Here is a 12,938-nt window from a genome sequence, read left to right as displayed (position 1 = left end):
ACGCTTTATTGTCCGGACACGCACCTCCTGCGCCCCCGACCCCCTCCCGCCCGGCGGGCCCGCACCACCACCGCCTTGGGTGAGGGGTGGGTGGGCCGGTGCGGCGCGTCACGTGGTAAGCGGCCGGCGGGAAAGGGGGGCCCGCGGGGGGTGCGTCCGGGGCAATAAAGCGTGATGTGTGGCGCCTCACGCACCCGTCACCCTCACGACCAGCCGCACGCGCCGTAGATCATGCCGCCCCGGATGTACCCCCTGCGGGACACCCGGACCCCACCCGCACCCCCGCACCCCACCACCGGCCCCCGCCGACAGCGCCCCCGCCAACCGCGGAGCTACGCCCAGAGCTGGCCCTGTAGCGTCTCGATCGCCTCTTCCGTCGTCGCCGCCGTGTACACGCCCGTCGACAGGTACTTCCAGCCCCCGTCCGCCACGACGAACACGATGTCCGCGCTCTCGCCCGCCTTGACCGCCTTGCGGCCCACGCCGATCGCCGCGTGGAGCGCCGCGCCGGTCGAGACGCCCGCGAAGATGCCTTCCTGCTGGAGGAGTTCGCGGGTGCGTGTCACCGCGTCGGCCGAGCCGACGGAGAAGCGGGTGGTGAGGACGGAGGCGTCGTACAGCTCGGGGACGAAGCCCTCGTCGAGGTTGCGCAGCCCGTAGACCAGGTCGTCGTAGCGCGGCTCGGCGGCGACGATCTGGATGGACTCGACGTGCTCGCGCAGATAGCGGCCCACGCCCATGAGGGTGCCCGTCGTGCCGAGGCCCGCCACGAAGTGGGTGACGGAGGGGAGGTCGGCGAGGATCTCGGGGCCGGTGGTGGCGTAGTGCGCGCCCGCGTTGTCGGGGTTGCCGTACTGGTAGAGCATCACCCAGGACGGGTTCTCGGCGGCCAGTTCCTTCGCCACCCGTACGGCTGTGTTGGAGCCGCCCGCCGCGGGGGACGGGATGATCTCCGCTCCCCACATGGCGAGCAGGTCGCGCCGTTCGCGGGAGGTGTTCTCCGGCATGACGCAGACGATGCGGTAGCCCTTGAGCTTGGCCGCCATGGCGAGCGAGATGCCGGTGTTGCCGCTGGTGGGCTCCAGGATGGTGCAGCCCGGGGTGAGGCGCCCGTCCTTCTCGGCCTGTTCGACCATGTGGAGCGCGGGCCGGTCCTTGATCGAGCCCGTCGGGTTGCGGTCCTCCAGCTTGGCCCAGATCCGTACGGTGTCCGAGGGGGACAGCCGGGGGAGCCGTACGAGAGGCGTGTTGCCGACCGCCGCCAGCGGGGAGTCGTACCGCATCAGGCCGTGTGGGTTTCGAGCGCGCCGCCGGCCACGGCCGGGAGGATGGTGACGGTGTCGCCGTCGGCGAGTTTGGTGGAGATGCCGTCGAGGAAGCGGACATCCTCGTCGTTGAGGTAGACGTTCACGAAGCGGCGGAGCTGGTTGTCCTTGGCCGGGTCGATGAGCCGTTCCCGGATGCCCGCGTGCCGGGTTTCGAGGTCGGCGAAGAGCTCGGAGAGCGTGTCGCCGGTGCCGTTGACCGCCTTGGCGCCGTCGGTGTAGGTGCGGAGGATGGTCGGGATGCGGACCTCGATGGACATGGCGTGGGCTCCTGTCGGGAGGTGACGTGTCGGGCGCGCGGCTCGGCCCCCCGCGCGAGGGGTGTGGGTGGTGCGGTCGCTGATCGCGGTGCGGCTGAGCGCGTCCGGGGCCGGTGGCTCAGGCGGTGGCGCCGGCCGGACAGATGGCACTGGCGAGGCGGCACAGGTCGACGTGCAGCCGCGCGACGAGCAGCGGAGTGCTCGGCGTGTTGTCGCTCACGTCGTGGGAAACCATGCGGTCATCGTATCGATTCCCGGTCCGCGCTCCGGTAGGTGTTCTCGCATCGTGGACTAGGGGTGTTCGTCAGGCGGGCTGCGGGCCGGGGACCTGGCCGGGGACGATCTCGACGTCCTCTTCGGAGACCTCGCCGTCGACGATGCGGTACGAGCGGAACTGGAAGGGGCCCGCGTCGTCCGTGTCGGCCGTGGAGACGAGGACGTAGTGGGCGCCCGGCTCGTTGGCGTAGGTGATGTCGGTGCGGGAGGGGTACGCCTCGGTCGCGGTGTGCGAGTGGTAGATGATCACCGGTTCCTCGTCGCGGTCGTCCATGGCGCGGTAGAGCTTGAGGAGATCGGCGGAGTCGAACTCGTAGAAGGTGGGCGAGCGCGCCGCGTTGAGCATGGGGATGAACCGCTCGGCCCGTCCGCTCCCGGCGGGGCCGGCGACCACGCCGCACGCCTCGTCGGGGTGGTCGGCTCGCGCGTGCGCGACGATCTGGTCGTGCAGGGCCTGGGTGATGGTGAGCATGGTGAAAATATTAGGCCGACCGGCGCGGCGACGGCCCGGGACCGTGGTCCCGGGCCGTCGCGGCGGTGCGTGGGCGGGGTGGTGCGTGGGCGGTGCGGGTCAGGGCTGGTCGCCCGTGGTCGCGTACCCCGGCTCGGCCTCGCGCGGGGCCGGGGAGCCGCCGCGCTTGAGGTACTGCCAGCCCGCGGCCAGGACGACGGCCCAGACGGCGCCCACGTAGAGGGAGACCCGCGCGTCGTCGTCCAGCGCGATCAGGACGGTGACGAAGCCGAGGAAGAAGACCGCGACCCAGCTGAAGAGGGCGCCGCCGGGCGCGGGGAACGACGAGAGCGGCAGGACGCCGGCCCTGGCTCCGCGCCGGTAGCGGATGTGGCTGATGAGGATCATCGTCCAGGTCCAGATGCCCGCCGCGGTCGCCACGGAGGTCACATAGCCGAACGCCTTCTCCGGCACGATGTAGTTGAGGATCACCCCGATGCCCATCAGGGCGACGGAGACGCTGATCCCGACGGCCGGGGCCCGGCGGGAGTTCAGCCTGGTGAAGGCTTTCGGCGCCTCGTCGTTGGCGGCGAGGTTGCGCAGCATCCGGCCGGTGGAGTACATCCCGGAGTTGCAGGAGGAGAGTGCCGCGGTCAGGACGACGAAGTTGACTATGCCCGCGGCGAGCGGGATGCCCATCTTCTCGAAGGCGTGGACGAAGGGGCTCGCTCCCGCCGAGAACTCGGTCCATTTGACGACCGCGAGGATCACGCTGAGGGCGCCGACGTAGAAGACGATGATGCGCCAGGGCAGCGTGTTGATGGCCTTGGGGAGGGTCTTCTCCGGGTTCTCGGACTCGCCCGCCGTGACGCCGACCAGTTCGACGGCGAGGTAGGCGAACATCACGCCCTGGAGCGTCATCAGGCTGGAGCCGATGCCGTTGGGGAAGACGCCTCCGTGCGCCCAGAGGTTGGACGCCTCCGCGGTCTCGCCGGCGTCCGAGAAGCCGAGGGTGAGGACGCCGAGGCCGATGACGATCATGCCGATGATCGCGGTGACCTTGATCATCGAGAACCAGAACTCGACCTCGCCGAAGATCTTCACCGAGATCAGGTTGACGCCGAACAGCACCACGAGGAAGACCAGGGCGCTGACCCACTGCGGGATTCGCGGGAACCAGAAGTGGATGTAGATGGCGGCGGCGGTCAGCTCGGCCATGCCGGTGACCACCCACATCAGCCAGTACGTCCAGCCGGTGGCGAAGCCGAAGAAGGGGCCGAGGAACTCGCGGGCGTACTCGGCGAAGGAGCCGGAGACGGGCCGGTAGAGGAGCAGCTCGCCGAGGGCCCGCATGATGAAGAAGATGACGACGCCGGCGAGGGCGTACATGAGGATGATGCTGGGGCCGGCCTTGGCGATGTTCGCTCCGGCGCCCATGAAGAGGCCGACGCCGATGGCGCCGCCGATGGCGATCATCTGGACCTGGCGGCTGCCGAGCCCGCGCTCGTAATCCTCTTCCGGCACGTTCGCGCCGGTGGGGCCGCCCGTGGCGCCGTCGCCGGGATGTTCCCTGTCGACCTGCGCTGAGGTCATGGTCGTGTTGCCTTTCTCCACACTGGTCCGCGCCGCGCTCGTCGGCCGCGGATCAGTTCCTGGTCCCCCCGGACATGGATGGAGTGCCATCGGCGGTCGGCCGACGAAGGCACCCCCGGGGACAGGGGTGGCGTCCCCGGGGGGTCGTGAAGATTTATCACGGCGGCAACAGTCACCCACAGAAGGTTCCGTGACGCAGCTCACAGGAAGATAAGGACAAAACAATCACACCACCGCAAGGATCAGCCTCGCAGTGATGTGATTGTTATATCGAATTGAGCCTTATCTGAGGATATGAGGAGGCCCTTTCAGGTGGTGCGCTACGGCATCAGCGTCTCGACGAGCGTCTCCTGGAGCGCCCCGAGCCACAGATACGCCATCACCATCGGCTTGCGCGGGTCGGAGTCCGGCAGCCGGTACAGCTCGCCGCCCTCGTCCTCGTCGGTGACCTCCAGCCGCGTGCCGATCGTCAGCCGCAGATCGTTGAGCGCGCCGAGCCAGTGCCGGCAGTCCTCGGCGCTGAGCTTGAGCACCGCGCCGCCCTCGCCGGTCACGGTGAGCGCGTCCAGCGAGCTGACCAGCGCCATGCCGTCCTCGCGCTTGCGGTCACGCAGGTCGTTCTCCGTGAAGCGCCTGAACTCGGAGGAGTACTCGCGCAGTTCGTCGTCGTCATCGCCGTACGCGTCCGGGAAGAGCCGGGCCAGCGCCGGGTCCGCGGGCGGCTCGCTGGGGCCGGGGGCGAAGAGGGCGGCGAGCGGGTCCTCGCCCTGGGCCGGTTCGTCACCCGGCCCGATCAGCTCCAGCAGCTGTACGGCCAGTGAGCGCAGAATCGAGATCTCGACCTCGTCGAGCGCGACGGCCGCGCCGCCGCCCGGGATCGCCTCGAATTGCCCGGCCATCAGGCGCGGTCCTGCGAGAGGGTCGCCCAGAGCCCGAATCCGTGCATCGCCTGCACATCGCGCTCCATCTCCTCGCGGCTGCCGCTGGAGACGATCGCGCGGCCTTTGTGATGGACGTCGAGCATCAGCTTGTGGGCCTTGTCCTTCGAGTAGCCGAAATAGGTCTGGAAGACGTAGGACACGTAACTCATGAGGTTCACCGGGTCGTTGTGGACGATCGTCACCCACGGCACATCGGGTTCGGGGACGGCGAAGGTCTCCTCTGCCGATTCGGGGCGTTCGATCTCAGTCGGAGCAACACTCACGGTTCGGGACGACCTTCTTCTCTGCCGGGACCTGCTGGACCTGCCGCACCTGCGGGGCGCGCCGGGTGGCACGAGCCGCTTGCCGCGCGCCCGGCCCCGCCGCCCCACAGGACCCATGCTGCCACCCTGGGCGGCCTGTCGCACAAACGCCGGACCCAAATCGTCACTCTGACGAGTATTCGAGGTAGCATCGTCATATGAACACTGGGGATCCAGGGCTGCGCCGGGTCGGCGTGCCGTCGACCGCGCTCTTTACCGACCAGTACGAGCTGACGATGCTCCAGGCGGCGCTGCGCGCCGGGACGGCCGATCGTCGCTCCGTCTTCGAGGTCTTCACCCGGCGGCTGCCCGAAGGGCGCAGGTACGGGGTGGTGGCGGGCACCGGGCGGGTGCTGGAAGCCGTGCGGAACTTCCGCTTCGACTCCGATCTGCTGGCCTTCCTGCGGGACAAGGACATCGTCGACGGGCCGACACTCGACTGGCTCGATTCGTACCGCTTCAGCGGTGACATCTGGGGCTATCCGGAGGGCGAGGTGTACTTCCCCGGCTCGCCGATCCTGCGGGTCGAGGGCACTTTCGCCGAGTGCGTGCTGCTGGAGACCGTGATCCTGTCGATCCTCAACCACGACTCGGCGATCGCCGCGGCGGCCTCCCGGATGGCGGCGGCGGCCGGCGGGCGCGGGCTGATCGAGATGGGCGCCCGCCGTACGCACGAGCTGTCGGCCGTCGCCGCGGCCCGCGCGGCGTACGTGGGCGGCTTCGACACCACCTCCGACCTGGCGGCCGGTTTCCGTTACGACATCCCGACGGTGGGCACCAGCGCGCACGCCTTCACCCTGCTGCACGACAGCGAGCGCGACGCGTTCCGGGCGCAGGTCGACTCGCTCGGCCGGGGGACGACCCTGCTGGTCGACACGTACGACGTGGCCGAGGCCGTGCGGACCGCCGTGGAGATCGCCGGGCCGGAGCTGGGCGCCGTCCGCATCGACTCGGGTGATCTGCTGCTGGTCGCGCACCGGGTACGGCAGCAGCTGGACGACCTGGGCGCGGTGAACACCAGGATCGTGGTCACCTCGGACCTGGACGAGTACGCCATCGCCTCGCTGGCCGCGGCGCCGGTGGACGCCTACGGCGTGGGCACCCAGCTGGTCACCGGCAGCGGGCACCCCACCTGCTCCATGGTCTACAAGATCGTCGCGCGCGCGTCCTCCTCCGACCCGCGGGCACCGCTGCACCCGGTGGCGAAGAAGTCGCTGGGCGGCAAGACGTCGATCGGCGGCCGCAAGTGGGCCGCGCGCCGGCTGGACGCGGAGGGGCGCGCCGAGGCCGAGGTGATCGGTACCGGTCCCGTACCCCCGGAGCTGCTGGACCGTCTGCTGCTGGTGGAGCTGGTCAAGGGCGGTGAGATCGCGGCGCCCGAGCCGCTGGACGCGGTGCGCGAGCGCCATATCGCGGCGCGTGCCGCGCTGCCGTTGTCGGCGGTGCAGCTGTCGCGCGGCGAGCCGGTGATCCCGACGGAGTACGCGGTCCCCCGCGAAGTCTGAGTCACCACGTGTGAGGTCCGCGAGGCGGTGGTAGCAGTTGGTCAGCCCCTCCCGCAAGGGGCCCGTGCCCGCACCTCCCGCCCCGACCCCGTCCCCGGGTCTCCCCGACCCCCACTACCGAAGGATTACGTCATGCACCGCGCCTTGATCGTCGTGGACGTCCAGAACGACTTCTGCGAGGGCGGCAGCGTCGCGGTGACGGGGGGTGCCGAGGTCGCCGCCGCCATCACGGATCTGGTCGGCCGGGCGACCGCCGGCTACCGGCATGTGGTCGCCACCCGTGATCACCACGTCGACCCGGGCGCGCACTTCGCCACTCCCCCGGCGGTCCCCGACTTCGTGAACAGCTGGCCGGTGCACTGCGTCGCCGGCACGGAGGGCGTCGGCTTCCACCCGAACTTCGCCCCGGTCGTCGCCTCCGGCGCGATCGAGGCGGTCTTCGACAAGGGTGCCTACGAGGCGGCCTACAGCGGCTTCGAGGGCGCCGACGAGAACGCCGTGGGGCTGGCGCGGTGGCTGCGGGACCGGGAGGTCACGGAGGTCGACGTGGTCGGCATCGCGATGGACCACTGCGTCCGCGCCACCGCGCTGGACGCCGCCCGCGAGGGCTTCGCCACCCGCGTGCTGCTCGATCTGACGGCGGCGGTGGCCAAGGAGACCACGGAGCGCGCCCTGGCGGAGCTGCGCGAGGCGGGCGTGGAGCTGACCGGCACGCCGGTGCTCGCCCCGTAGGGGACGCCCGGCGCGCCGGTGGGGTCCTGGCGGGCGGGCCGGAGCCCGCAGGTCCCGGTCAGCCCATGACCTGCTTGCGGAACTCGTCCATGGGCATCGTGTCGGTCGGCATGGTGATGGTGTTCTTCCGTCCGAACTTCCCGTACGTGGTGGTGCTGGCCTTGCCGTCCCTGATCGAGTCCATCCGCAGCAGGTACGGGGTGCCCTCCGCCGCGACGTGGTAGGTGTCGGAGGTGCCGCTGACCGAGATGGTGAGGGCCACCGTCTTCTCGCCGTCGACCTCGCCGCTCCTGTCCTTGGCGAACTTCGCGCTCTCGTCGATGCGGTAGTACGCGTCGCAGCTCTGACCGGTGTCGTTGGACACGTACACGTCGGAGAGCCGGCCGGGCACGGTGATCTTCTGGCCGGACTGCTGCACGCTCGCCGCCAGCAGGGAGGCGCTGATGAAGTTCTTGCTGCCCTTGCAGAAGATCTCGCCGGCTCCGGCGTCGCCGCTCGACTTCATGTGCAGCCCCTGCTCCGGGTCGGACCAGGTCTCCTGGGTGCCGCCGCCGAGCGCGGTGGAGGTGCCGGAGGCGTGGAAGGCCGTCGCCCGCATGGCCTTGTTGACCTCCTTGACGAGGTCACCCGCCTTCTCGTACGAGGCGGCGTTCTTGTCGGAGCCGCTCCCGGAGCCGTCGGCCGGGCCGCTGCCGCAGCCGGTCACGGCGGTCGCGGCGGTCAGCAGCGCGGCCGTGGCGATCAGCGGGCGGAGGAGGGCGGCCGGTCGGCGGGTGTTACGCACAGGTGATCCCCGAATTCCTGACAGTGACGGTTTGCTGGTCGGCGGGTCAACCTAGCAAGTCCGTACCGCCTCCGTCACTCCGCGTACGGGGACGGACGGGCCGGGGAAACAGGGGTCAGTGGGCGGGCGCAGGGGGTCTGAGCAGGGCGCGTATCGGCTGCCACAGCTGCTCCCGGCACTCCGGGGTGGTGCGCCAGAGCAAGCCGTCCGGGTGATGCAGTACGGCGGTGATCTCGTCCAGTGTCGGCGGGTTCGCGTTGCCCCGCAGATAGACCGCGCGCAGTCCGAGGTTGCGCAGCCGGGTCAGGGCGCGGGCCCGGTTCACCGAGTGCACCAGGACGCGCACCGTGCCGCCCTCGGCCGTGGGTCTCGGCAGCGTCACCGCGACCACCACCGTGCCGTTCGGGAGCTTGCTGAAGCCTCCGCCTGCCATCTGCTTCCCCTCCCGCGCGAGCTGTCCCGGGACAGGTCGTGAGACGTCGTGTCAATAAGAGATCCGTAGGAGGCACCTAAACACGATCGGCCGCCGCCCGCTAGGGGGCGACGGCCGATCACGGCCTTGACCTGGGATTACCTAGGGTTACTTACCGGACTTGCCGACCTTGACCGTCATCGTCTGCCCATCCAGCGGCTGGCTGACGATGCTGATCTTGGTGTTGGTGTCAGGAACCTTGACGCTCGCGCGCGGGTTCTCGGCGTACCAGTAGGTGCCCTTCCGGTCGTCGAAGACCGGCGCGCCGAGCCGCGGCGCGACGCGGGTCGCCTTGTCCGCCTTGTGCAGGGTCAGACCGGCGGTCGGCCACCAGCTGAACGTCGAGTCGTACGCCTGGATCCTGGCGCGCATCAGCGTGCCGTCGGACCACTTCAGCGGCTTGGCGTGGGCGTCGATCGGCAGGATCAGGCCCTCGCCCTCGTGCTGGCTGGTGTTGTTGTCCTTCTGCGAGGTGTCCCACAGCCAGACCAACAGGCCGTTCTGGTAGGCGTAGTGCTCGACCTTGCCGTCGTTCGGCGCGTTGAAGCCGAAGTTGTACGGGCCGGTCTTGAGGGTCTTGTCGTACGAGACGTACTGCCGGTTCTCGGCGATGTAGTACTGGTCGTAGTCCTCGGTGAACGACTCGCCGATGCGCGAGAAGCCCTTCGGGGTCCAGCCCGCGTCGTCCGTCTCGGCGTTGTCGGTGAAGACCGGGGCGCCGTCGGCGGTCAGGGTGATCCCGTCGGCGGTGAAGCCGTGGCCGCTCACGCCGCCGTCGGTCTGGTAGCGGAAGCGCAGGTCGATCCGCTGACCGGCGTAGGCGTCCAGCGGGAAGACGAGCTTCTTGTGCGCGCCCGAGACACCGGTGAGGACCGGCTTGTCGGCCGCGTCGCGCGGGAGGGCCACGCCGTCGGCCGTGCCGTCGACCGGGGTGTAGCTGACGCCGCCGTCCGTGGAGACCTCCGTGTACAGGAAGTCGTAGTCGGCCTCGATGTCCCACCAGCCCTGGAGTTCCAGCGCCGCGTCCGACTTGCCGGTCAGGTCGACCGAACGGGTGAGGGTGTTCTTGAGGTCGTCCCCCATCCCGCTCCACCACTGCTTGGCGCCCTCGGCGGGCTTCACCACCGTGGTGGTCTTCGTCTTCTTCGGCAGCTCGACCAGGAGCGCCTGCGGGTTCTTGGTGTTGTACTCCGAGACGCCCAGCTTGTGCGTGGAGCTGGTGGCCGCCTTGGCCTCCGCGTAGTCGAGCCAGCCGAGCTGGAGCTTGTCCCACGCGGTCATGTCGCCGGGCAGGTCACCGATCGCGTCCTTGCCGGTGCCGAGCCAGGAGCCGGAGGACATCAGCGTCCAGAAGGCGGTGGAGTTCTCGCCGCCCGCGGTGTCGTACAGGTCGGGCAGGCCCAGGTCGTGGCCGTACTCGTGGGCGAAGACGCCGAGTCCGCCGTTCTCCGGCTGCATGGTGTAGTCGCCGACCCAGATGCCGGTGTCACCGAACTGCGCGCCGCCGGCCTTGTTGTCCGAGGGGCCGGTGGAACCCGCGTTGGTGCCGTACGCGTACCAGCGGTGCGCCCACAGGGCGTCGGTGCCCTGGACGCCGCCGCCCGCGGACTCGTCCTCGCCCGCGTGGACGATCTGGAAGTGGTCGATGTAGCCGTCGGGCTCGTTGAAGTCGCCGTCGTTGTCGTAGTCGTACCGGTCCCACTGGTCGTACTGCGAGAGGATTTCCTTGATCTCGGCAGTCGTCTTGCCCTGGGCCTTCTGGTCGGCCGTCCAGGCGTTCACGCCGTCGCGGACCAGGTCCCAGACGTTGGCGCAGTTGGTGGAGCCGCAGTAGTTGGAACCGTAGCGCGCCTCGTTCCAGGGGACCTTGACCCAGTCGGAGACCTGGCCGTCGACCGAGTAGCGCCCGGAGGACGTCTTCTCGTAGTAGGTCTTCAGCGAGTCCTTCTGCTTGCCCTGGGCGTCCTTGCCCTGGCCGAAGTAGAGGTCCTGGAAGTGCGACTGGCTGTAATCGGCCTGCCAGGCGGTGGAGTTGTCGACCTTGCGGTCGGGCTCCGCTATCTCGTTGTGCAGCGGGCCGGGCGTGCCGCCGTACTTCACGACGGGCGGCAGCGGGCCGTCCGGGCCCTGCGGCGTGTACATCGTCGTGTCGTCGACCTGGTCGCCGAACTCCACGAGGATGGTGAAGATCTTGTCGGTCTTCTCCCGGCCCAGCTCGACGTACTTCTTGTCGTCGAGCTTGACGACCTGGGAGCCGCCGCGCTTCTGCACCGTGGCGTCACCGGAGATGACCTGCTGGAGCGCTGCCTCGCGCTGCTTCGACTGCTGCTTGCTGAACGGGCCGTCCAGGTCGTGTTCGACCTCGCCCTTCTGGGGCGCCGGGTCGCGGCGCTCGATCGGCGTGGGAGCGGCCGGGCCGTCCTGGGCCTGGGCCGTGGTGACGCCCGAAGCCGTGGCGGCGGTGGCGGCGAGCGCCACGATCACCGCGGACACTCTTCTTGCCCGTCGATTGCTGATCACTTGGTGGTTGTCCTCCCCGGCGCACGCGGAACGCGGACCGGAAATGGGGGATCCGCGCGCGTAGACGCGTCATAAGTGACGACATTGGACCGGAGTTGGCGGAGAAAAGACAGCCCTTGACTTGCACCGGTCAACTGCATTATGCGCCCGCCGGATTCCGTTATCCGGACACGGCGTCCAGCGTGGAGAAAATCGGACAACAGACAGACGGTTTCGGCCAGTTGTCGGAGAGAGATGAATCGGTGCGCCCCCCGTGCATCGGCACCATCGGTGAGGGCGCGCCTACTTCCCGTTCCCCTCGGGCATCCGGCGTCGTAGAGTCGGCTGACAGCGCGACCCGCCCGGCGACCGCCGTGCGCCTGCCCCTGCGAGCGACTCACGACCCGTGTGCCCGATACGCGAGACACCGATACGCGAGACACCCCCCGAAGATCCCCACAACAGGCACCCGAAACGATGTCCGAGGGACGGATTCCGCCATGCCGCGTCCGACTGCCGCACAGCTCGCCTACGGTTCCGCCACCATCGTCTGTTCCGCGCTCGTCATGCTCCTGCTCTCCGGCACCACCACGGGCGTCGGCGCCGCGCTGGTGGGGGTCGCGGCGCTCGCCCTCGGACTGCTGGTCGCCGTGGTCCTGCCGCTGCCCGGCCGGGGCGGGGCGCGCGCCCCGCGCGGCCACGGCGCCTCCCCCGCCCGGCGGACCTCCGGGGGAACCGCCCCAGGGGCTTCCCGTACGGGACGGACCGGGATGTCGAACGCGCCGGGCCGGCCCCCTTCCGCCGCCGCGGACCAGGCCCGGATCGGCCGCCCGCAGTCACTGCGTCGCTGATACGACGACCGTCCTGGCGGCCTTGTCGTGCAGGCCCTGCCGATAGGGCCTGCTGACCAGGACCGTCACCAGGATGATGATCCACCAGAGGATGAAGCAGCAGATCAGCGCGGGCAGCCAGAGCACGGCCGCGCGGAGCAGCGAGGAGTTGGTGTCCGGCAGCGCGCCGTTGTTCAGCAGCGCCACCCGGATCTTCATCCAGCGCTTGCCGAGGGTCTGCCCGTACTTCTTCGTCATATAGGTGTCGTAGCCGACGTACGCGACGATGGAGATCAGCGACCAGATCCAGTGCCGGCCGGTGTTCACCTGATTGGTGACGTTGTCCCACTCGCCGTTGCCGTTGGTGGAGCCCCAGGCGCCCCCGGTGAACGCCGAGATGATCGCCAGCGGGATGAAAATGATCAGTACGTCGATGATCCGTGCGAGCAGCCGCTTGCCGAACGGGGCGAGCGGCGGCATCCCGGCGAGGGGGTCGGTGCCGCCGTACGGCGAGCCCCCGTAGGGAGAGTCCCCGTGGGGAGAGCCCCCATAGGGGGAGCCGCCGTACGGGGAACCCCGGTCGGCGTTCGGGTCGTGCGGGGACGCCGGGGGCGGGCCGCTGGCGCCCCCGTAGGGGGACCCCATCGGAGGGGGGCCGTGCGGGGGCTCGTGGGGCGGCTCGGGCGGGGTGCCGCCCGGTTCGCGCGGGGTGCCGCCCGGGGTGTGCGGGGTGCTTCCCGGCTCCTCGGACGGTGGCGGCTTCTTGAGGAACGGGTCGTCCTCGGGCGGCTGGCCGGGCGGCGGCTGATCGTTGCTCATGGGGGCAGTGCACCCCGGCGGGCAGGGGGCCGCAACGGCGTGACGGCCGTTCGGAGGAATGCCCCGGAGCGACCCGGGGCGCCCCGGAGCGGCCGACCGCCCGCGACGACCGCCCGTCAGCCTCATCGGCCGTCAGGCCGTGAGGCCAT

14 protein-coding genes are annotated in these 12,938 nt (G+C 70.0%); 3 read left to right on the top strand and 11 right to left on the bottom strand.

Going from position 1 to position 12,938, the window contains the following annotated elements; translation table 11 throughout:
- Positions 1–332: 332 nt before the first annotated feature.
- From ACFY6S_RS31540 to clpS, 7 genes are all read right to left on the bottom strand, one after another.
- Positions 333–1,283, bottom strand: coding sequence for a PLP-dependent cysteine synthase family protein (locus ACFY6S_RS31540; RefSeq protein ID WP_388825154.1), 951 nt, complete (start codon positions 1,281–1,283; stop codon positions 333–335).
- A complete protein-coding gene (locus ACFY6S_RS31535) occupies positions 1,283–1,585 on the bottom strand; it encodes a MoaD/ThiS family protein (protein ID WP_388825151.1) in 303 nt (100 codons plus the stop codon). The genes ACFY6S_RS31540 and ACFY6S_RS31535 overlap by 1 nt, the downstream gene beginning before the upstream one ends.
- Before the next feature lie 118 nt (positions 1,586–1,703).
- Complete coding sequence (locus ACFY6S_RS31530; protein ID WP_388825148.1) at positions 1,704–1,820, bottom strand: putative leader peptide; 117 nt, start codon at positions 1,818–1,820, stop codon at positions 1,704–1,706.
- 69 nt (positions 1,821–1,889) lie between these two features.
- The gene (locus tag ACFY6S_RS31525) at positions 1,890–2,333 is read right to left on the bottom strand and encodes a Mov34/MPN/PAD-1 family protein (protein WP_388825145.1); all 444 of its coding nucleotides are present in this window, start codon (positions 2,331–2,333) and stop codon (positions 1,890–1,892) included.
- A 99-nt stretch (positions 2,334–2,432) separates the two neighbouring features.
- A complete protein-coding gene (locus tag ACFY6S_RS31520; protein ID WP_388825142.1) occupies positions 2,433–3,905 on the bottom strand; it encodes an amino acid permease in 1,473 nt (490 codons plus the stop codon).
- 320 nt (positions 3,906–4,225) lie between these two features.
- Complete coding sequence (locus tag ACFY6S_RS31515; RefSeq protein ID WP_388825139.1) at positions 4,226–4,804, bottom strand: DUF2017 domain-containing protein; 579 nt, start codon at positions 4,802–4,804, stop codon at positions 4,226–4,228.
- Positions 4,804–5,109, bottom strand: coding sequence for an ATP-dependent Clp protease adapter ClpS (gene clpS / locus ACFY6S_RS31510; protein WP_329067838.1), 306 nt, complete (start codon positions 5,107–5,109; stop codon positions 4,804–4,806). Before clpS ends, ACFY6S_RS31515 begins: the two co-directional genes overlap by 1 nt.
- Before the next feature lie 197 nt (positions 5,110–5,306).
- Between clpS and ACFY6S_RS31505 the strand changes: the two genes are divergently transcribed.
- The gene (locus tag ACFY6S_RS31505) at positions 5,307–6,653 is read left to right on the top strand and encodes a nicotinate phosphoribosyltransferase (protein WP_388825137.1); all 1,347 of its coding nucleotides are present in this window, start codon (positions 5,307–5,309) and stop codon (positions 6,651–6,653) included.
- Between the two features lie 132 nt (positions 6,654–6,785).
- A complete protein-coding gene (locus ACFY6S_RS31500) occupies positions 6,786–7,385 on the top strand; it encodes an isochorismatase family protein (protein WP_388825134.1) in 600 nt (199 codons plus the stop codon).
- 58 nt (positions 7,386–7,443) lie between these two features.
- Here ACFY6S_RS31500 and ACFY6S_RS31495 read toward each other — a convergent pair whose 3' ends face one another.
- The 3 genes from ACFY6S_RS31495 to ACFY6S_RS31485 form a co-directional block, all read right to left on the bottom strand.
- Positions 7,444–8,169, bottom strand: coding sequence for a hypothetical protein (locus ACFY6S_RS31495; RefSeq protein ID WP_388825131.1), 726 nt, complete (start codon positions 8,167–8,169; stop codon positions 7,444–7,446).
- 115 nt (positions 8,170–8,284) lie between these two features.
- Entirely contained in the window at positions 8,285–8,602 is a 318-nt protein-coding gene (locus ACFY6S_RS31490; protein WP_388825127.1) for a hypothetical protein, read from the bottom strand.
- A gap of 147 nt (positions 8,603–8,749) precedes the next feature.
- Positions 8,750–11,161, bottom strand: a complete 2,412-nt coding sequence (locus ACFY6S_RS31485; RefSeq protein ID WP_388825124.1) for an immune inhibitor A domain-containing protein — start codon at positions 11,159–11,161, stop codon at positions 8,750–8,752.
- A 479-nt stretch (positions 11,162–11,640) separates the two neighbouring features.
- On the opposite strand from ACFY6S_RS31485, the gene ACFY6S_RS31480 reads away from it, so the two are divergent.
- Complete coding sequence (locus ACFY6S_RS31480) at positions 11,641–11,991, top strand: hypothetical protein (protein ID WP_388825121.1); 351 nt, start codon at positions 11,641–11,643, stop codon at positions 11,989–11,991.
- Here ACFY6S_RS31480 and ACFY6S_RS31475 read toward each other — a convergent pair.
- A complete protein-coding gene (locus ACFY6S_RS31475; RefSeq protein WP_388825118.1) occupies positions 11,977–12,789 on the bottom strand; it encodes an RDD family protein in 813 nt (270 codons plus the stop codon). The two genes, ACFY6S_RS31480 and ACFY6S_RS31475, sit on opposite strands and share 15 nt — an antisense overlap.
- Between the last annotated feature and the right edge of the window lie 149 nt (positions 12,790–12,938).

The organism is Streptomyces sp. NPDC012835, from assembly GCF_042900885.1.
Lineage (GTDB): Bacteria > Actinomycetota > Actinomycetes > Streptomycetales > Streptomycetaceae > Streptomyces.
Note: the sequence above shows the minus strand (reverse complement) of the source record. Positions and strands in the feature narration are given on the sequence as shown.